A 20,660-nucleotide genomic window follows, 5' to 3' on the forward strand; every position below is an offset into this window, starting at 1 on the left:
GCTGAAACCTGTGCTGTATCTGTGGGAGCTGGCTTGCCGGCGATGAGGCCAATGCAGGCGGCACAGGGCAGTTGCTCCACAGGGATGCTGCCAGATGGCACATCGGTTGCACCGGAAAAGCCCACAGCCTTATCAGTACGGGCGAGGAACCTTGTGAACACTGCACCCCGAGCAACGCCCCTGGCCTGGGTCAACGGCAGCGACGCGCCGGAAAAGCCCAGCCTGAACATCGGCTACATGGCCCTGACCGACTGCGCCTCGGTGGTAGTCGCCGCCACCCAAGGCTTCGCCCAGCAGCACGGCCTTACCCTCAACCTCAAGCGCCAGGGCTCCTGGGCCGGGCTGCGCGACAAGCTGGTCAGCGGCGAACTGGATGCGGCGCACTGCCTGTATGGCCTGGTGTACGCCGTGCACCTGGGCATCGGCGGTGTACCGGCCAGCGCCATGGCCGTGCTCATGGGGCTGAACCAGAACGCCCAGGCCATAAACCTGTCCCCGGCCCTGCAGCGCAAAGGCGTGACCAACCCTGAAGCACTGGCGCGCCTGGTGCACCAGCATGGCGCACGCCTCACCTTCGCCCAGACCTTCCCCACCGGTACCCACGCCATGTGGCTGTATTACTGGCTGGCCAGCCAGGGCATCCACCCATTGCGCGACGTCGACAGCGTGGTGGTACCACCAGCGCAGATGGCCGCGCATATCCAGGCCGGGCGCATCGACGGTTTCTGCGTGGGCGAACCCTGGGCTGCCGATGCCGTAGCCACGGGCCAGGGCTTCACCCTGGCCACCAGCCAGTCGATCTGGCCGGACCACCCGGAAAAGGTCCTGGCCTGCGCCCGCGCCTTTGCCGAGCAATACCCCAACAGCGCCCGCGCGCTGATCAAGGCGGTCCTCGCCGCCAGCCGCTTCATCGAGCAAAGCCCGGAGAACCGCCGCAGCACTGCTCAACTGCTCAGCGGCAGCGCCTACCTGGACACCCCGCTGACAAGTATCGAACCACGCCTGCTCGGCAGCTACCACGATGGCCTGGGCAACCACTGGCAAGACCCGCACGCCCTGCGCCTGCACGATCATGGCCGGGCCAACCTGCCGTACCTGTCCGACGGCATGTGGTTCATGACCCAGTTCCGCCGCTGGGGCCTGCTGCGCGACGACCCCGACTACCTCGGCGTGGCCCGCCAGGTCCAGCAACTGGCACTGTATGGCGAGGCGGCACAAAGCCTCGGCGTGGCCTGCCCCGAGCAGCCGATGCGCAGCAGCCTGCTGATAGATGGCAGCCGCTGGGACGGCAGCGACCCCTACGGCTATGCCCGCAGCTTCAGCCTGCATGCGCTGGGCGACCTGCCCGATGCCCGTGTCGGCGCGTGAGGGGGACCATTCATGTTGCGCATCCTGCTGATCGACGACACCCAGAGCAAACTCGGCCGCCTCAAGGCGGCCTTGAGCGAGGCCGGCTTCGAGGTCATCGAAGCCCCAGGCCTGACCATCGACCTGCCCGCCTGCGTTGAAACGGTGCGCCCGGACGTGGTGCTTATCGATACCGACTCACCGGACCGCGATGTGATGGAACAGGTGGTCCTGGTCAGCCGTGACCAGCCACGGCCAATCGTGCTGTTCACCGACGAGCACGACCCCGGGGTGATGCGCCAGGCGATCCAGGCAGGGGTCAGCGCCTACATCGTTGAAGGCATTCATGCCGCGCGGCTGCAACCGATCCTGGACGTGGCCATGGCCCGCTTCGAAAGCGACCAGGCGCTGAAGGCGCAGCTGCTTGCGCGCGACCAACAACTGGCCGAGCGCAAGCGCATCGAGCAGGCCAAGGGTTTGCTGATGAAGATGAAGGACTGCAACGAAGAACAGGCCTACACCCTGATGCGCCGCCAGGCCATGAGCCGGCAGCAGAAGCTGATCCAGGTGGCCGAGCAGATCATTGCCATGCACGAGATGCTGGGCTAGCAACCTGCTTCAAGCGGTCCCCTGTAGGAGCGGCCTTGTGTCGCGATGGGCTGCACAGCAGCCCCGGTAATCTCTGCCGCGAAGCTTAGATCCTGGGGCTGCTGCGCAGCCCATCGCGACACAAGGCCGCTCCTACAAGGGGACTGCAACTTCTCAGAGTTGGCCCATCTCTTGCTGAACAAATATCACCGGTAGCCAACGGCGGTTGCCCCACTTAATCCCCGACAAAGACGTCGCTCTCCCCTCCACGCACGTGGAGCGGGTAGCGGCGTCTTTTTCGTTCCGTTGCATTGCCGAGTGAGGTGTTCGATGAGTACCAGCTTCTGGAAATCCGGGCATGTGCCCACGCTGTTCGCCGCGTTCCTGTACTTCGACCTCAGCTTCATGGTCTGGTACCTGCTTGGCCCATTGGCGGTGCAGATTGCCGCCGATCTGCAGCTGAGTGCACAACAACGGGGCCTGATGGTGGCCACGCCGATCCTGGCCGGGGCGATCCTGCGCTTCGCCATGGGCGTGCTGGTCGACCGCCTGTCGCCCAAGACCGCCGGGCTGATCGGCCAGGTGGTGGTCATCGTCGCCCTCGCCGCTGCCTGGCACCTGGGCGTGCGCAGCTATGAACAAGCGCTGCTGCTGGGCGTGTTCCTCGGCTTTGCCGGCGCTTCGTTCGCTGTGTCACTGCCGCTGGCCTCGCAATGGTACCCGCCACAGCACCAAGGCAAAGCCATGGGCATTGCAGGTGCCGGCAACTCCGGCACAGTGTTCGCCGCCCTGCTGGCCCCGGCGCTGGCTGCGGGCTTTGGCTGGAACAACGTGTTCGGCTTCGCGCTGATCCCGCTGTCGCTGGCCCTGTTGGTGTTCGCCCTGCTGGCACGCAATGCTCCGCAGCGGCCCAAGCCAAAAGCCATGGCCGACTACCTCAAGGCCCTGGGCGACCGTGACAGCTGGTGGTTCATGTTCTTCTACAGCGTCACCTTCGGCGGCTTCATCGGCCTAGCCAGCGCCCTGCCCGGCTATTTCAGCGACCAGTATGGCCTGAGCCCGGTCACCGCCGGCTACTACACCGCTGCCTGCGTGTTCGCCGGCAGCCTGATGCGCCCGCTCGGCGGCGCCCTGGCCGACCGCTTCGGCGGCATCCGCACCCTGCTGGGCATGTACAGCGTGGCGGCCATCGGCATCGCTGCAGTCGGCTTCAACCTGCCTAGCGCCGCCGCCGCACTGGCCCTGTTCGTCAGCGCCATGCTCGGCCTGGGGGCCGGCAATGGCGCGGTGTTCCAGCTTGTGCCGCAACGCTTCCGCCAGGAGATCGGCGTGATGACCGGGCTGATCGGCATGGCCGGCGGCATCGGAGGCTTCCTGCTGGCCGCCGGGCTTGGCACCATCAAGCAGCACACCGGTGACTACCAACTGGGGCTGTGGCTGTTCGCCAGCCTGGGCTTGCTGGCCTGGTTCGGCCTGCACGGCGTGAAACAGCGCTGGCGCACCACCTGGGGCTCGGCTGCGGTTACCGCGGCGCGAGTCTGAGGCACAGCCATGAGCCTGCAACTGAACTTTGCCCAGGCCAGCGCCACCGGGCCGCGCGAGGAAAATCAGGACGCCCTGCGCCTGGTTACCCCGGCGCCGGAGCTGGCCGCCAGCAAAGGCTACCTGTTCGCCCTCGCCGACGGCGTCAGCCAATGTGCCGATGGCGGCCTGGCAGCCCGTGCCAGCCTGCAGGCGCTGGCCCTGGACTATTACGCCACCCCCGCGACCTGGAGCGTGGCCCAGGCACTGGACCGCCTGCTGCTGGCGCAAAACCGCTGGCTGCGCGCCCAAGGCAGTGGCCAGCCACTGCTGACCACCCTCAGCGCGCTGGTGCTGCGCGGCCGACGCTTTACCCTGGCCCACGTGGGCGACTGCCGCGTGTACCGCTGGCACGCCGGGCGCCTGCAATGCCTGAGCGAAGATCACGTATGGGACCAGCCTGGCATGCAGCATGTACTGAAGCGCGCGCTGGGCCTGGACCAGCACCTGCTGGTGGATTACCTGGAAGGCGAGCTGCAGCCGGGCGAGAGCTTCCTGTTGTTGAGCGATGGCGTATGGGCCAGCCTGGGCGACCAGCACATCCAGGCGGTGCTGCGCGAGCAACCCGACCTGCAACTGGCCGTCGATACCCTGGTCGCCAGCGCGCACCTGAACGGCAGCCAGGACAACGCCAGTGCCTTGCTGGTGCAGGTCGAGCAATTGGGCACTGCCAACCTGGGTGACACCCTGGCGCAACTGCAGCAATGGCCGGTGCCCGGCCCATTGCGTGAAGGCCAGGTAATCGATGGCTGGCAAGCCGAAAAGCTGCTTTCGCAAAGCCGCCAGTCGCTGCTGTACCGGGTGCGCGATGGTCAGGGCCGAGCCTGGCTGCTGAAGACACTGCCACCCGCGCGCGGGCAGGAGCCCGGTGCGGCGCAAGGGCTGTTGCTGGAAGAATGGTTCCTGCGCCGGGTCGCTGGCCGGCACTTCCCCGAGCTGCACACCGCCAGCCAGCGCCAGCACCTGTACTACGTGATGCGCGAATACCCCGGCCAGAGCCTGGCGGCGCTGCTGGCCGAGCATGGCCCGCTGCCCATGCCGCAGTGGCTGGAGCTGGCCCGGCAACTGTTGCAGGCGGTCGGCGTATTGCACCGGCGCAACCTGCTGCACCGCGACATCAAGCCAGAGAACCTGCACCTGGGCAGCGATGGCCAGCTGCGCCTGCTGGACTTCGGCCTGGCCTACTGCCCGGGCCTGTCCGAAGACCCGCTGCACGAGTTGCCGGGTACGCCGTCATACATTGCCCCGGAAGCGTTCGACGGCCAGCCGCCCAACCCACGCCAGGACCTGTATGCCGTGGGTGTGACGTTGTATCACCTGCTGACCGGGCATTACCCCTACGGCGAGGTGGAGGCCTTCCAGCGCCCACGCTTCGGCCAGCCGGTCAACGCCGCGCGCTACCGCCCTGACCTGCCGGAATGGCTGCAGCACAACCTGCAGCAGGCACTGGCAGCCGACCCGGCGCAGCGCTTCGAAACCGCCGAACACTGGCTACTGCTGCTCGAACGTGGCGACCGCCAGGAGCTGCCCACCCGGCCACGGCCGTTGCTGGAGCGCGAACCGTTGAAGGTCTGGCGCACCCTGGCCCTGCTGTCCTTGCTGTTCAACCTGATTTTGCTGCTCACCCTGCTCAAGGGCTGAACGCACCTTGCCGATGAGGAAACCCTGATGAATGCGAAAGTCTGGCTGGTTGGTGCTGGTCCTGGCGACCCCGAACTGCTCACCCTCAAGGCTGTACGCGCATTGCAGCAAGCCGCTGTGGTGATGATCGACGACCTGGTCAACCCGGCGGTGCTGGAGCATTGCCCACAGGCCCGGGTGATTGCCGTGGGCAAGCGCGGCGGCTGTCGCTCCACGCCGCAGGCATTCATCCAGCGCCTGATGCTGCGCCATGCGCGGCAAGGGCGCTGCGTGGTGCGGCTCAAGGGCGGCGACCCGTGCATCTTCGGCCGCGGCGGTGAAGAGGCGCTGTGGTTGCAGGGGCATGGTATCGAGGTGGAAGTGGTCAATGGCATTACCGCCGGCCTGGCCGGCGCCACGCAATGCGGTATTTCCCTGACCTCACGTGGCGTAAGCCGTGGCGTGACGCTGGTCACGGCCCATACCCAGGACGACAGCGAACTGAACTGGGCGGCCTTGGCCCAGGGCGGGACGACGCTGGTGGTGTACATGGGCGTGGCCAGGCTGGAGCAGGTGCGCCAAGGGTTACTGGACGGGGGCATGGCACCGGCGACGCCGGTGGCGATGATCGAGAATGCCTCGTTGCCGCAGCAGCGGGAATGCAGGAGCGATGTGCGGGGGATGGTCGAGGATGCGCGGGGGTTTGGCTTGCGTAGCCCGGCGATTTTGGTGATTGGGGAGGTGGTTGGAGAACAGCAGGCCCTGGGGCTGATCGCAGTCGCGGGCTGAACGCCATCCCTGTAGGAGCAGCCTTGCGCTGCGAAGAGGCCGGTAAGGGCAATGGTATTCTGTTGCTGTAATGGCCTCTTCGCAGCGCAAGGCTGCTCCTACAGGCATTGTGCAGGCTTTGAGACCGGATAAATCCCAGGCAAAGAAAAACCCGGCCGAAGCCGGGTTTTTCATGAAGCTTCAAACCAATTACTTGGCCTGGGCTTCTACCTGAGCTTCAACGCGACGGTTGACAGCGCGGCCTTCTTCGGTGGCGTTGTCGGCAACCGGACGGGTTTCGCCGTAGCCAACCGAATCAACACGGCTGGATTCTACGCCGTACTGCTGGGTCAGGACCTGCTTGACAGCGTTGGCACGACGCTCGGACAGCTTCTGGTTGTAAGCGTCTGGGCCGACGGAGTCAGTGTGACCTTCCACGGTGGTGGTGGTCTGTGGGTACTGCTTCATGAAGTCAGCCAGGTTCTTGATGTCGCCGTAGCTGTTTGGCTTGACGACCGACTTGTCGAAGTCGAACTTGACGTCCAGCTCAACGCGAACGACTTCGGCAACAGCCGGGCAGCCATCAGCGTCAACGGTAACGTTGGCCGGGGTGTCAGGGCACTTGTCGACGTTGTCGCAAACGCCGTCGTTGTCGGAGTCGGAGCACACTTCGGCAACTGGGGCCGGAGCGACTTCAGCTTGCTTCGGGCTACCGCCGAAGTTCAGACCAACACCAACGGTCGGGCCCCACTCGGTGTTGCCGTTGTCGATGTTGTACATGGCTTCTACGCCAGCACGGGCGAAGAACATGTCGGTGATGTACCACTTGGCGCCAGCGCCAACGTTGGCGAAGGTGGAGTGGTCGCGGCCGCTACGAGTGGCCTGGCCCAGGCTCTCGTGAGCGAAACCGGCGGAAACGTACGGACGCAGAGCGTCGCCAACGGTACCGAAGTGGTAGGTAGCGTCGAGCTTGGCCTTGGAACCTTTGATGTCTTTGTTGAAGACTTCACCACGAGCGTTGTGGGTCTCGTTGTAGCCGAGGTCCAGGGAAACGTCGTCGGTCAGGAAGTAGCCCAGGCGAACACCAGGATTGGTGCCGTCGTTCTTGAAGTTACGTTCGCTGTCGTAGTACTGCTTGGTAACGTTGCCTTCGATTTCCACAGCGCCTTGGCCTTGAGCCAGAACGCCGAACGAAGTAGCAGCGACGAGCGAGCCAATGGCCAAGCCCAAGGTGTTTTTCAATTTCATCCGTTAAATCCCCATCTGGTGATAGTTAAGCAGTCCCACCACAAACAAGGGGGACAACTCGACGGCAAGTCTAGCAGAACTCGCCGGTTCGTTAGAGATATTTGCACGCCACTAAGTTTCATCGAGGCCGGCAAATTTCTCCCGAAGCTTGTCTAGCGCGCGCTTGTAGCGCATTTTTGTCGCGCTCAGGCCCATGTGCATGATGTCGGCAATTTCCTGAAATTCCAGCTCTGCGACAAAACGCAGCACCAGGATTTCCCGGTCAATCGGGTTCACATGCACCAGCCATTTGTCCAGCCCGCCTTTTTCTTCCGGCTTCGGAGCCTTGTCTTCGGACGCCTCTTCGACAGGGTCCAGACTCAAGGCATCCATCAGCCGACGTTTACGGCGCTCCTTGCGGTACTGGGTAATGCATTCGTTGTAGGTGATGCTGTAGAGCCAGGTCTTGAACTTGGACTTACCCTCGAAGTTCTTCAGCCCGTACAGCACTTTCAACATGACTTCCTGACAGACATCGTCCGCGTCACGGTCGTTCCCCAGATAACGCGCACAGACGTTGAACAGGGTCCGTTGGTAGCGCCGCATGAGCTCCTCATAGGCGCGGGTAACGTGATACAGCTCTTCATGCGAACGCGCCACCAACTCTTCGTCGGTGAGCTCGCGAGGGTCATAACGCATGGGCGGCGAATGAACTTTATTCAAAACGGATCTGGCCGACAGTCAGGTCAATGTCGCCGCGCGACCCCGTGGGTCGATTTTCGCGGCGGCATACATTAACAGCTTTGTGCGGTTAGCGGCTATTGACTCGCTGCTCAAGCAACTCGCGATTGGACAGCGAAACCAGTTCGCCATCATCGGTCAGCAGCGTCGTCTTGACCGTGCCGATTTCCTCGATGTGCCCTTCGACCTCTCCAATTCGCACTTGCTGGCCCACCTGATACAGTTCGCGCACGTAGATGCCGGCCAGGATCTGCCCGGCGATTTCGCGGCTACCCAGGCCCATTGCCAGCGCAACGGCCAGACCAACGGTAATCAGCCCGATCACGATCACATGGTTCAGCAGGTCGGTTTTCACCTCCAGCTGGCTGATGGCCACCGAGATGCTGATGATGATCACCAGGCCCTGGGTGATACGCCCCAGGCCTGCCGAGTACTCCAGGCCGATGCCTTCGGCAGCGCCGCGTACCAGGCCGTTGGCCACCTGGGCCAGCAGCACGCCGGCCAGCAGCACCAGGGCTGCGCCGAACACCTTCGGCAGGTAAAGGGCAAGCATGTCGAGGGTTGCCGAAACCCGCTCCAGGCCCAGCGACTCTGCGGCCGAGACCAGGAAGATGAGCAGCACGAACCAGTAGACGATCTTGCCGATCAGGGTGGAGATGGGTACCTGGATGCCGACCCGGCCGAGCATCTTGGTCAGGCCGGTGCCGGCCATCAGGCGGTCCAGGCCGAACTTGGCCAGCAGTTTGGACAGCAGCGTGTCGAGCAGCTTGGCCACCACGAAACCGAGCAGCACCACGACCAGCGCGCCAAACAGGTTGGGGATGAAGTTCGCTACCTTGGTCCAAAGGGCAGTCATGGCGGTGACCAGGCTCTGGGTCCAGAGATCGAGTTCCATATTCAATCGGCCTTATCTGCTTTGCTGCCGTTGGCAGCGTTGCGGGAAGAGTGTCGACGCACCGGCGCAACATGCGCCGCGCCATTGTTCACGGCGATCAGCAGCGCCTGGCTCCAGCGGCCAAGCAGGCTGAACAGATCGCCCGCGCCAACCTGGCGGTTGGCGGTTTTCAGCACGCGACCCAGGCAAGCGGCGTCGTCCCGGTCGTCCCGGTCATTGCCGGAGGGGGACGCCTTGAGCAGGTCGCGCAGGGATTCTTCAAACGGATCGTGCATGGGCACCTCGCGCAGTGTCAGTCAGAGACGAGATGGCCGGTCGATGGGTCACACATCGCATTGGGACGAGTGTTTCAAAATGAATGACGCTTGCCTGCACTGGCCCTATCGCCGGCAAGCCAGCTCCCACAGGGGTACCACAAGCCTTGAAACCTGTGGTGTACCTGTGGGAGCTGGCTTGCCGGCGATAGGGCCGGTGCAGGTCAATGAGCATCTATACCCACCGCAACCGCCGAAACAGCCACCACTGCCCCACCGCAAGCCCCAGCACGACGATGCAGGCGAACAGGAAACCATAGGGGTTTTCCGCCCCGGGGATGCCGCCGACATTGATGCCCAGCAGCCCGGTGATGAAGCTCATGGGCAGGAAGATGCAGGTGATGATGCCGAAGCGGTACATGGTGCGGTTCATGCGCTCGCTACGCCGGCGATCCTGGCTTTCCAGCACCAGCGCGGCACGTTCGCGGGTCAGTTCCAGCTCTTCGAGGTAGCGGATGAGGCTGTTGTTCAGCTCGTTCCAGTAATCGGCATCGGCATCGGCGAACCAGCTCCATTTGCTGCGCGACAACTGGGCGTAGATTTCCCGCTGCGGGGCAAGAAAACGCCGCAGACCGGCGGCACGCCGGCGGATCTGCTGCAGGCTGCCGTTCTCCGGGGTATACCGTTCGTCGGATTCAACCTTTTCTTCCTCAATGTCGGCCAGTTCGGACAGGTCGCTGACCAGGCCCTGAACCTTTTCGGTGAGCAGTTCGCCCATCAGCAGCAACAGCTCGGAAGCCGATTTCGGGCCCCTGCCCTCTTCCAGCTGCTGGAGAATCTCGTCACTGGCGCGCAACGGCCGCAGGCGCAGCGAGATGACCCGCTGCGCCTCGGCAAAGATACGCACCGAGACCATGTCTTCCGGCTCTGCACCCGGGTTGAGGTTGACCCCACGCAGGAACAGCAACAACTGTTCATCGGCCATGGGCAGCAGGCGCGGCCGGGTGTTTTCTTCCAGCAGCAGCTCGCAGGCGAACGCGCTCAGGCCGCTGTCGTGCAGCAGCCAGGTGCGGGTTTGCGGATGGCTGCGATCCCAGTGCAGCCACAGGCTTTGCTCGGGTTGCAGCTGCAGGTCGTCCAGTTCGGTACGGGCAATCGAGCGCGCGCCACCTTTGCCATCGAGCACCAGGGCGTGCACCAGCCCCCACTGCGCGTTGTCTTCCTCGAACATCAAAGCTCCATCAGCGCGGGCGGCGCCTTACTCAGGCATTTTCAACGGGCTTGGCGAGACCAGCACGCCATTGTTGTCGGCATACACATACTCGCCCGGGCGGAAGGTCACCCCGGCGAAGGTCACTGGCACGTTGAGGTCGCCGATGCCGCGCTTGTCGGTCTTCATCGGGTGGCTGGCCAGGGCCTGCACGCCGACGTCGGTCTGGATCAGCACGTCGACGTCACGCACACAGCCGTAGATCACCAGGCCTTCCCAACCGTTCTTGGCAGCCTTTTCGGCAAGCATGTCGCCGAGCAGTGCGCGACGCAGCGAGCCGCCACCATCGACGACCAGGACCTTGCCCTTGCCATCGAGCTCGACCTGCTCCTTGACCAGCGAGTTGTCTTCGAAGCACTTGATGGTGACGATCTGGCCACCGAACGAATCGCGGCCGCCGAAATTGCTGAACATCGGTTCCAGCACCTGCACCAGGTCCGGGTAGGCATCACACAGGTCGGGCGTAACGTAATGCTGCATGGGAAGCTCCTGTCAGTCACAACGAAAGCGGGTATCGGCCAAGGCTACACCGTAGAGCCCGTTGCAGTCATCCAGGACCGAACGGTCATGTTTTGCCTGTACCGGCCCTATCGCCGGCAAGCCAGCTCCCACAGGACCCCGCTGGCTTCAGGCTAGTGGTACTCCTGTGGGAGCTGGCTTGCCGGCGATAGGGCCAGTACAGATACAGCAGAATCAACTGGCGGGCACAGGCTCCGCCACCACCGTGGATTCATGCACCGGCACCAGCGGATCCCGCAGCCAACGCTCCACCAGCGGCCACACCTGCACCTGCGCGGCCTTGCTCACCAGCATGTCGACATGCCCGAAAGCGTCGAAGCCTTCCTCGAGCCCCAGCCGCAGAAACTGCTTGCGCTCACCGCCAAATTGCTCGAACAGCTTGCGGCAGGCCCACACCGGGTCCTGGAAGTCCCCCGCACCAGCCACGGCCAGCAGCGGCACATCCACCTTGGCCAGCCCCGCCCACCAGTCGCTCTGTTTGTCGCCAAAGCGCCCGAACAGGCCATGCCAGCGCATGCTTTCCAGGGCCAGGCCGATCGGCTCATCCTCCGGCCCACGCTTGAAACGCGGCCCGGAAATCTGCCCCCAGCGCTTGAGCAGCAGCTTCGCCCCCCAGGCCAGGGGCGGCACCTTCAACGGCCAGTACACGCGGCTGATCTGGGTACCGAACAGCGCCACGCTGGCCACCTGCTCGGCAGGCAGAAAGCCACCGCCCAGCGCTGCCGCCAGGGTCGTACCACCCAGGGAATGGCCGACCCAGTGCGGCGTCTGGCCCGACTGCTCGCGCACGAACGCGGCAATCAGCGGCAGGTCATCGCGGGCATAGGCGGCAACGCTGTTGTGCTTCCAGTCATGGTTGCGCGGCGACAGGCCATGGCCGCGCATTTCCGGGATCCACACATCGAAGCCGGCGCGGGCGAGATAGGCGCCCAGGCCAACCCCTTTGGGGGAATACCAGAAGCGGCGGTTGGAGAAGCTGCCGTGCAGGAGAATGACCGGTACGCCCTGGGCCTGGCCCTGATCGGCCAGCCCCAGGCGGGTGACAGCCAGCTCGACGCTGGGGTCAGGGCTGTTGCCGGCCTTGATCCGGTACACGTCTTCGCTGAGGTCGCCGCGGCGTTCGGCGCTGAGCAGGGCCACGGGGAATAGAGTGCTGCTGCTTTGCATAAGGTTGCTTGGTGCACAAAAAAGGGCGGGATCCATTGCTGGAGCTCGCCCTGGAAAAAACCAGGCGGGGGTACGCCAGACGTACCCCCGCGTTTTACTGCATCAGACCGCGCCCTGGCCTTCAGCCAGGTAGAACCAGGTTTCGAGTACCGAGTCCGGGTTCAGCGACACGCTGTCGATACCCTGCTCCATCAGCCACTTGGCCAGGTCCGGGTGGTCCGACGGGCCCTGGCCGCAGATGCCGATGTACTTGCCAGCCTTGTTGCACGCGGCAATGGCGTTGGCCAGCAGCTTCTTCACCGCAGGGTTACGCTCGTCGAACAGGTGGGCGATGATGCCCGAGTCACGGTCCAGGCCCAGGGTCAGCTGGGTCAGGTCGTTGGAGCCGATCGAGAAGCCGTCGAAGTACTCCAGGAACTCTTCGGCGAGGATGGCGTTGGACGGCAGTTCGCACATCATGATCACGCGCAGGCCGTTGTCGCCACGGGCCAGGCCGTTTTCGGCGAGCAGGTCGACAACCTGGCTGGCTTCACCCAGGGTACGCACGAACGGCACCATGATCTCGACGTTGGTCAGGCCCATCTCGTTGCGCACGCGCTTGAGCGCACGGCACTCGAGCTCGAAGCAGTCACGGAACGATTCGCTGATGTAGCGCGAAGCGCCACGGAAGCCCAGCATCGGGTTTTCTTCTTCCGGCTCGTACAGCTTGCCGCCGATCAGGTTGGCGTACTCGTTGGACTTGAAGTCCGACAGGCGCACGATGACCTTTTTCGGGTAGAAGGCCGCAGCCAGGGTGCTGATGCCCTCGACCAGCTTCTCGACATAGAAGCCTACGGGGTCGTTGTAGCCGGCGATGCGCTTGTCGACGCTGTCCTTCAGGTCGGCTGGCAGGCCGGCGTAGTTCAGCAGCGCCTTGGGGTGCACGCCGATCATGCGGTTGATGATGAACTCCAGGCGCGCCAGGCCGACACCGGCGTTGGGCAGCTGGGCGAAATCGAAGGCACGGTCCGGGTTGCCGACGTTCATCATGATCTTGAATGGCAGGTCGGGCATGGCGTCGACCGAGTTCTGCTTCACATCGAAGCCCAGCTCGCCCTCGAAGATGAAGCCGGTATCGCCTTCGGCACAGGACACAGTCACACCCTGGCCGTCTTTCAGCACCTGGGTGGCGTTGCCGCAACCGACCACGGCCGGAATGCCCAGCTCACGGGCGATGATCGCCGCGTGGCAGGTACGCCCGCCACGGTTGGTGACGATGGCGCTGGCGCGCTTCATCACCGGTTCCCAGTCCGGGTCGGTCATGTCGGAGACCAGCACGTCGCCCGGCTGGACCTTGTCCATTTCCGATACGTCGTTGATCACGCGGACCTTGCCGGCGCCGATGCGCTGGCCAATGGCGCGGCCTTCGACCAGAACGGTGCCTTTTTCTTTCAGCAGGTAGCGTTCCATGACGTTGGCGCTGGAGCGGCTCTTCACCGTCTCGGGGCGCGCCTGGACGATGTACAGCTTGCCGTCGTCACCGTCCTTGGCCCATTCGATGTCCATCGGGCGCTGGTAGTGCTGCTCGATGATCATGGCCTGCTTGGCCAGCTCGCTGACCTCGGCATCGGTCAGGCAGAAGCGCGCGCGCTCGGCGCGGTCCACTTCGACGGTCTTGACCGAACGGCCGGCCTTGGCTTCTTCGCCATAGACCATCTTGATCGCCTTGCTGCCCAGGTTGCGGCGCAGGATGGCCGGGCGGCCTGCCTGCAGGGTGTTCTTGTGCACGTAGAATTCGTCAGGGTTGACCGCACCCTGCACCACGGTTTCGCCCAGGCCGTAGGCGCCGGTGATGAACACCACGTCGCGGAAGCCCGACTCGGTGTCGAGGGTGAACATGACGCCGGCGGTGCCGGTTTCGGAGCGGACCATGCGCTGCACGCCGGCGGACAGGGCCACCAGCTTGTGGTCGAAGCCCTGGTGCACGCGGTAGGCGATGGCACGGTCGTTGAACAGCGAGGCAAACACTTCCTTGGCCGCGCGGATCACGTTGTCGACGCCGCGGATGTTGAGGAAGGTTTCCTGCTGGCCGGCGAACGAGGCGTCCGGCAGGTCTTCGGCGGTGGCCGAGGAACGCACGGCAACGGCCATGTTGTCGTTGCCGGCAGCCATTTCGGCGAAGGCCGTACGGATTTCCGAATCCAGACGTGCCGGGAAGTCGGCTTCCATGACCCACTGGCGAATCTGCGCGCCGGTCTTGGTCAGGGCGTTGATGTCATCCACATCGAGTGCGTCGAGCGCGGCATGGATACGGTCGTTGAGACCACTCTGTTCGAGAAAATCGCGGTACGCCTGCGCCGTAGTGGCAAAGCCGCCCGGCACCGATACACCAGCACCTGCGAGGTTGCTGATCATCTCGCCCAGGGATGCGTTCTTGCCCCCCACATGCTCCACATCATGGACGCCGAGCTTATCGAGGGAAACTACGTACTCTACCAAGGTGATCTCTCCACTAACTGTGTTGGAAAAGCTCAAGGGCGCCCGCCTGCCTTCGTTGACTTGGCCGGACGCTTGTGGCCTGTACCTGGAAAATAAGTGAGAATGCCGACAGCCGCATTCGGCAAACCGAACTTATCATATCCAAGAAACGTCATCAGCTTAAGGCCCAGATCGCAAATGAAACGAACCGCGTTCTTCATCTCCGACGGCACCGGCATCACCGCCGAAACCCTGGGCCAGAGTCTGCTCGCTCAATTCGAGAGCATTCCGTTCAATAAATTCACCCGTCCCTACATCGATTCGCCGGAAAAGGCGCGGACCATGGTCCAGCAAATCAACGCTGCGGCCGAGCGCGATGGTGTACGCCCGATCATCTTCGACACCATCGTCAATCAGGACATCCGTGAGATCCTGGCTACCTCGAATGGCTTCATGATCGACATCTTTTCTTCGTTTTTGTCCCCGCTTGAACAAGAATTGACTGCCCATTCGTCGTATTCCGTCGGCAAGTCGCACTCCATTGGCGGCAATTCCAACTACATGGAACGCATCGAGGCGGTGAATTTCGCCCTGGACAACGACGATGGCGCACGCACCCACTACTACGACAAGGCCGACCTGATCCTGGTAGGCGTATCGCGCTGCGGCAAGACCCCCACCTGCCTGTACATGGCCATGCAGTTCGGCATCCGCGCCGCCAACTACCCGCTGACCGAGGAAGACATGGAGCGCCTGCAGCTGCCGGCGGTGCTGAAAAAGCACCATAACAAGCTGTTCGGCCTGACCATCGACCCCGACCGCCTCACCGCCATCCGCCACGAGCGCAAACCCAACAGCCGCTATTCCAGCTTTGCCCAGTGCGAGTTCGAAGTGCGCGAGGTGGAAAACCTGTTCCGCCGGGAGAACATTCCCAACATCAATTCCACGCATTTTTCGGTGGAAGAGATTTCGGCGAAGATCCTGGTGGAGAAAGGGGTGGAGCGCAGGTTCAAGTAAGCCTGTACCGGCCTCTTCGCGGGTAAATCCGCTCCTACAGGGGCCTCACTACGCTCAAGCCTTGTGATAGCAGCACAGGAATAAAAAAGCCCCGGCATCGCTGCCGGGGCTTTTCATTTCAGCTCATGGCTCAGGACGGCACCACCGCCGCCTGCCCGCTCATGGCCAGGTCGACCAGCTCGCGGTTGGCCACCGCGTACATCGCATAATCGGTACCCGTTGCATTGCGCAGGTCATCCAGCATGGCGCGCCAGCGCTCCACCATCACCCGGTGCTGCTCGGCCCACAGCGCCACGCGGGCGTCCATGTCTTCCGGTGCATCGGCCATCTGCAGTACCGAGATGGTGATCGCCCGCTGCTGCAGGTCGATGTCGTCGCGGAACGCCTCGCGGGCCAGCGCCTGCCAGTTGTTCTCCACCGGCAGGTTGCTGATTTCCTGCAGGTACCAGGTCAGGTCCAGTGCGCTGCCCACGGCGAAGAACGCCTTGGCCACCTGCGCCGGGTCATGGCCGGTAACGTCCGAAGCCTCGATGATCGGCAACAGGGTGTACAGGTGGGTAGTACCAGCCACCATGCGCGCCAGCAACTCCGGCACACCAGCCTCGACGAAGCCTTGGTAGCGCACCATCCAGCGCTCGCGGGTCGGGCCTTCGAGCAACTCGTCGAGCTTGAGCCCCAGTTGCGCGATCTTCGGCCCGAAGTGCGCGGTGTCGCGCCCGGCGTCCTGCTCGTTGCGGCGGCTGCGCAGGAACCAGCGGGTGGCACGACGGCCCAGGCGCATCAGCTCGTCCATCAGGGTCAGCTGGATTTCCGCCGGCACCTGGTAGTCCAGAGCCTCGATCTGACGGAACCAGTGCGGCAGGTGGAAGATGTCGCGCACGATCACGTAGGCCCCGGCCACGTTGGCCGGGCTCATGCCGGTCGACTCCTTCAGGCGCTGGACGAAAGTGATGCCCATGTTGTTGACCAGGTCGTTGGCGATCTGGGTGCTGACGATTTCGCGCTTCAGGCGGTGGCGGCGCATGGACTCGGCGAATTTGCTGACCAGCGACGGCGGGAAAGCGGTTTCCATGTCGCGGGTCAGGTAGTCGTCGTCCGGCACCAGCGACTTGAGCAGCTGTTCCTTGAGGTCGATCTTGCTGTACGAGATCAACACCGACAGCTCGGCGCGGGTCAGGCCCTGGCCGGCGGCCAGGCGTTCGGCCAACTGCTCTTCGGACGGCAGGAACTCGATGGCACGGTCCAGCTTGCCACGGGCTTCCAGGTCGGCCATCAGGCGCTTGTACTCGGCAATCCGCTCGCGGGCGCGGCGGGCCGCCAGCGACAGCGCCTGGGTTTGCTTGTAGTTGTTGCCCAGCACCAGGCCGGCCACTTCGTCGGTCATGCTGCCCAGCAGCTGGTTGCGCTGCTTCTCGGTCATGTCGCCACCCTGCACCACTTCGTTGAGCAGGATCTTGATGTTGACCTCGTGGTCGGAGCAGTCCACGCCGCCGGCATTGTCGATGAAGTCGGTGTTGGTGGCGCCGCCATGCAGGCCGAACTCGACCCGGCCAAGCTGGGTCATGCCCAGGTTGCCGCCCTCGCCCACCACCTTGCAGCGCAGCTCGTTGCCATTGACCCGCAGCGCGTCGTTGGCCTTGTCGCCGACGTCGGCGTGGCTCTCGGTGCTGGCCTTGACGTAGGTACCGATGCCACCGTTCCACAGCAGGTCTACCGGTGCCTTGAGCAGCGCATTGAGCAGCTCGGTCGGGGTCAGGCGATCGGCTTCGATGGCGAAGCGCTCTTTCATCTGCGGGCTGATGGCGATGCTCTTGGCACTGCGCGGGAAGATCCCGCCGCCTTCGGACATGATGCTGGTGTCGTAGTCGCTCCAGGCCGAGCGCGGCAGGTCGAACAGGCGCTTGCGCTCGGCAAAGCTGGACGCAGGCTCCGGGTTCGGGTCGATGAAGATGTGCAGGTGGTTGAACGCCGCCACCAGTTGCAGCTTGTCGGACATCAGCAGGCCGTTGCCGAACACGTCGCCGGCCATGTCGCCGACGCCAATGACGGTGATCGGGTCTTCCTGCACATTGATGCCGCGCTCGCGGAAGTGGCGCTGCACGCCCACCCAGGCGCCGCGCGCGGTAATGCCCATCTTCTTGTGGTCGTAACCGGCCGAGCCGCCCGAGGCGAAGGCGTCGCCCAGCCAGAAGCCGTAGTCGATGGCGATGCCGTTGGCGATGTCCGAGAAGGTCGCGGTGCCCTTGTCGGCCGCCACCACCAGGTACGGGTCGTCATCGTCATGGCGTACCACGTTGGCCGGCGGCACCACGCCACCGTCCTTCAGGTTGTCGGTGATGTCGAGCAGGCCGGAAATGAAGATGCGGTAGCACGCCACGCCTTCGGCGGCGATCTCGTCACGGCTGCCGCCCAGCGGCAGGCGGCGCGGCAGGAAGCCGCCCTTGGCGCCGACCGGCACGATCACCGAGTTCTTCACCTGCTGGGCTTTCACCAGGCCCAGCACTTCGGTGCGGAAGTCTTCCTCGCGGTCGGACCAGCGCAGGCCACCGCGGGCGACGTTGCCAAAGCGCAGGTGCACGCCTTCGACCCGTGGCGAGTAGACGAAGATCTCGAACTTGGGCACTGGTTTAGGCAGTTCGGGGATCAGCTTGGGGTTGAACTTGAAGCTGAAGTACGACTTGTTGTGGCCGTTGGCGTCCGGCTGGTAGAAGTTGGTGCGCAGGGTGGCCTTGATCAGGTCCAGGTAGCGACGCAGGATGCGGTCTTCGTTGAGCACCTGCACGTCGTCCAGCGCGGTCAGGATGGCTTGCTCCAGGCGCAGTTGCTTGTCATCCAGGTCTTCCTGGGTGAGCTTGCGCGCCAGGTAGAAGCGGGTCTTGAACAACCGGGTCAGCTCGCGGGCGATGTCGGTGTGGTTGTTCAGGGTACTGGCGATGTAGCCCAGGTCGAAGCCCAGGCGAATCTGCTTCAGGTAACGGGCGTAGGCGCGCAGCAGCGCCACGTCGCGCCATGGCAGGCCGGCGGTCAGCACCAGGCGGTTGAAGGCGTCGTTCTCGGCATCGCCGCGGACGATGTGGATGAAGGCATCCTGCAGAGTGTCGTTGAGCTGCTGGATGTCCAGGCTCAGGCCTTCGCTGTAGGTGAAGGCGAAGTCATGGATCCAGTAGCCGCGGCCACTGGCATGGCGCAGGCGGTACGGGAACTCGCCGAGTACGCGCAGGCCAAGGTTCTCCAGGATCGGCAGCACGTCGGACAGCGCCAGCGGCGTGTCGGCGTGGTACAGCTTGCAGTGCAGGGTGCGTTCCCCGACCTGGGTCAATGGCTGGTAGAAGCTCATCGCCAGCGGCTTGCTTTCCGACAGGTTCAGCACGTGCTGCAGGTCGACCACCGCCGAGTGCGCGGCGAAGCGCTCGCGGTAGCCGGCCGGGAAACCTTTGGGGAAGTCGGCGAGGATGTTGGTGCCCTGGGCTTCGCCGAAGTTCTCGATCACCAGTGCCGAGTAGTCGTCATGCCACGAACGACAGGCCTGGATCACTTCGCGTTCCAGCTGCTGCGGGTCGATGTCGATGCGGTTTTTCGGGTCTACCCGCAGAATCAGCTGAACACGTGCCAGCACCGATTCGGAGAAGAAGGTCCAGAACTCGCAGTCGCTGGCCTTCAGGCGCTCCATCAGCACCTGCTGGATCTTCTGCCGCACTTCAGTGGAGTAGATTTCCCGCGGTACATAGGCCAGGCAGTAGCAGAAGCGGCCGTATGGGTCCTTGCGCAGGAACACGCGGATCTTGTTGCGTTCCTGGATCTGCACGATCGACATGACGGTGCTGAACAGCTCGTCGACCGGGGTCTGGAACAGGTCGTCGCGCGGCAGTACTTCCAGTACCTGGGCCAGTTCCTTGCCCAGGTGGGCCTTGGGATCGAAGCCCGAGCGGCGCTCGACTTCGGTGACCTTCTGCCGGATATAAGGGATGGCATGCACGCTTTCGCCGTACACCGACGAGGTGTACAGGCCCATGAAGCGGTGTTCCTTGATCACCTTGCCGTCGGCGTCCAGCTGGCGGATCGACACGTAGTCCGGGTAGGCCGGGCGGTGTACGCGGCTTGGCAGCGCGGCCTTGGCGAACGACAGCAGCAGCGGTTCGTTGAGGTAGGCCACGGCGTAGTCTTCGATGCGCAGCTCGTCGCTCGTCAGGCCCACGCGCAGGCGACGCGGCAGGCCAAGGAACGACTGCTCGTCGTAGACCATCTGGCCGCCATCGGCGTCGCCCTTGACGGTGAATTCTTCATAGCCCAGGAAGGTGAAGTGGTTGTCCAGCAGCCACTCGAGGAAAGCCTTGACCTCGCCCTTTTCGTTCTGCGCCGGGCCAAAGGCTGTCTGCTCTACCTCCGCCACCACTTCGCGCAGCTTGGCCTTCATCGGTTCGAAGTCGGCCACCACCACCCGCACCTCGGCCAGCACCTGCTCGATCTCGCGGGCCAACACCGTCAGCTCGGCAGCGTTGGCGCAACGGTCGATCTCCATGTACATCAGCGACTCATGGCGTACGTCCTCGCCCTGGGTGCCCTTGGGCAGCAGTTCAAGCAGCTCGCCTTTGGCGCCGCGGCGCACGCTGAGCACGGTGGTCTGCAGGGTGTGGATGCTGTAGCCGCGGCGGTTGAGCTCGGTGCGTACCGAGTCGACCAGGAACGGCAGGTCGTGGTGCAGCACTTCGACCACGCTGTGGGTCGATTGCCAGCCATTACGCTCGTAATCGGGGTTGTACACCCGTACTTGCGGGTATTCGGGGTCGAAACGCTCGATGATGCGCCAGGCTGACAGGGTGCAGCCGGCCAGGTCGGAAAGCCTGCGTTGGGTGAGTTCGTCCAGAGAGATGATGCCGAAGAACTGCTCGGCGAACAGCGCGACTTGTGGCAGGGACTGTTCGCTGATGTGCTGCGCCAGGGCCGCTTGCAGTTGATGCTGGAAGTCGGCTTTGCTGGCTGCGGTGAAGAACGCCATCTGTGGTACTCCGCTTGGGCTTTGTAATAATTGAAGCGTCGCTGCGTGCGCCGTGTACGGATCAACGATAGCCAACCCGTGGCAAGGCGGACGGTAAAACCAGGCGTTGAACGTGCGCAGGCACGCCCAGGGCTCGCCGAAGCTTAACGACTGATCGGTCATCAAGGCTTGCAGCGCTGCGACAATTTCGGTCAAGGGGGGGTAACTTTACGT

15 protein-coding genes are annotated in these 20,660 nt (G+C 63.7%); 6 read left to right on the plus strand and 9 right to left on the minus strand.

Annotated features, from left to right (window positions below):
- The first annotated feature begins 153 nt into the window (after positions 1–153).
- The 5 genes from IMX18_RS16320 (at position 154) to cobA (ending at position 5,925) form a co-directional block, all read left to right on the plus strand.
- A complete protein-coding gene (locus IMX18_RS16320; RefSeq protein WP_217190279.1) occupies positions 154–1,368 on the plus strand; it encodes a CmpA/NrtA family ABC transporter substrate-binding protein in 1,215 nt (404 codons plus the stop codon).
- Positions 1,369–1,380: 12 nt separating this feature from the next.
- The gene (locus IMX18_RS16325; protein ID WP_013971673.1) at positions 1,381–1,956 is read left to right on the plus strand and encodes an ANTAR domain-containing response regulator; all 576 of its coding nucleotides are present in this window, start codon (positions 1,381–1,383) and stop codon (positions 1,954–1,956) included.
- Positions 1,957–2,265: 309 nt separating this feature from the next.
- Positions 2,266–3,477: a nitrate/nitrite transporter gene (locus IMX18_RS16330; RefSeq protein WP_015269498.1), complete on the plus strand. Its 1,212-nt coding sequence runs from the start codon at positions 2,266–2,268 to the stop codon at positions 3,475–3,477.
- Between the two features lie 9 nt (positions 3,478–3,486).
- The gene (locus IMX18_RS16335) at positions 3,487–5,157 is read left to right on the plus strand and encodes a bifunctional protein-serine/threonine kinase/phosphatase (RefSeq protein WP_015269497.1); all 1,671 of its coding nucleotides are present in this window, start codon (positions 3,487–3,489) and stop codon (positions 5,155–5,157) included.
- A 27-nt stretch (positions 5,158–5,184) separates the two neighbouring features.
- The gene (gene cobA / locus IMX18_RS16340) at positions 5,185–5,925 is read left to right on the plus strand and encodes a uroporphyrinogen-III C-methyltransferase (protein ID WP_054573504.1); all 741 of its coding nucleotides are present in this window, start codon (positions 5,185–5,187) and stop codon (positions 5,923–5,925) included.
- Between the two features lie 189 nt (positions 5,926–6,114).
- On the opposite strand, the gene IMX18_RS16345 is transcribed toward cobA, so the two are convergent.
- The 8 genes from IMX18_RS16345 to ppsA all read right to left on the minus strand — a co-directional run bounded on the left by IMX18_RS16345 (position 6,115) and on the right by ppsA (position 14,455).
- On the minus strand, positions 6,115–7,152 hold the full coding sequence (locus IMX18_RS16345; protein ID WP_004376136.1) for an OmpA family protein: 1,038 nt from the start codon (positions 7,150–7,152) through the stop codon (positions 6,115–6,117).
- 111 nt (positions 7,153–7,263) lie between these two features.
- Positions 7,264–7,830, minus strand: coding sequence for an RNA polymerase sigma factor SigX (gene sigX, locus IMX18_RS16350; RefSeq protein WP_003248665.1), 567 nt, complete (start codon positions 7,828–7,830; stop codon positions 7,264–7,266).
- 112 nt (positions 7,831–7,942) lie between these two features.
- Entirely contained in the window at positions 7,943–8,767 is an 825-nt protein-coding gene (locus IMX18_RS16355) for a mechanosensitive ion channel family protein (RefSeq protein WP_004376138.1), read from the minus strand.
- Between the two features lie 2 nt (positions 8,768–8,769).
- A complete protein-coding gene (locus IMX18_RS16360) occupies positions 8,770–9,042 on the minus strand; it encodes a hypothetical protein (RefSeq protein WP_004376140.1) in 273 nt (90 codons plus the stop codon).
- 214 nt (positions 9,043–9,256) lie between these two features.
- The gene (locus IMX18_RS16365; protein WP_013971669.1) at positions 9,257–10,252 is read right to left on the minus strand and encodes a zinc transporter ZntB; all 996 of its coding nucleotides are present in this window, start codon (positions 10,250–10,252) and stop codon (positions 9,257–9,259) included.
- 27 nt (positions 10,253–10,279) lie between these two features.
- Entirely contained in the window at positions 10,280–10,771 is a 492-nt protein-coding gene (rraA, locus tag IMX18_RS16370; protein ID WP_015269495.1) for a ribonuclease E activity regulator RraA, read from the minus strand.
- A gap of 213 nt (positions 10,772–10,984) precedes the next feature.
- Positions 10,985–12,013 (minus strand): alpha/beta fold hydrolase, encoded by a 1,029-nt coding sequence (locus IMX18_RS16375; RefSeq protein ID WP_043935463.1) that lies wholly within the window; start codon positions 12,011–12,013, stop codon positions 10,985–10,987.
- A 66-nt stretch (positions 12,014–12,079) separates the two neighbouring features.
- Entirely contained in the window at positions 12,080–14,455 is a 2,376-nt protein-coding gene (gene ppsA, locus IMX18_RS16380) for a phosphoenolpyruvate synthase (RefSeq protein WP_015269493.1), read from the minus strand.
- Positions 14,456–14,632: 177 nt separating this feature from the next.
- Between ppsA and ppsR the strand changes: the two genes are divergently transcribed.
- Positions 14,633–15,451 (plus strand): posphoenolpyruvate synthetase regulatory kinase/phosphorylase PpsR, encoded by an 819-nt coding sequence (gene ppsR / locus IMX18_RS16385; protein WP_015269492.1) that lies wholly within the window; start codon positions 14,633–14,635, stop codon positions 15,449–15,451.
- A gap of 130 nt (positions 15,452–15,581) precedes the next feature.
- On the opposite strand, the gene IMX18_RS16390 is transcribed toward ppsR, so the two are convergent.
- Positions 15,582–20,447: an NAD-glutamate dehydrogenase gene (locus tag IMX18_RS16390; RefSeq protein ID WP_015269491.1), complete on the minus strand. Its 4,866-nt coding sequence runs from the start codon at positions 20,445–20,447 to the stop codon at positions 15,582–15,584.
- Positions 20,448–20,660: the final 213 nt, after the last annotated feature.

The organism is Pseudomonas shirazica (assembly GCF_015168335.1).
In the GTDB taxonomy this organism is placed as follows: Bacteria; Pseudomonadota; Gammaproteobacteria; order Pseudomonadales; family Pseudomonadaceae; genus Aquipseudomonas; species Aquipseudomonas asiatica.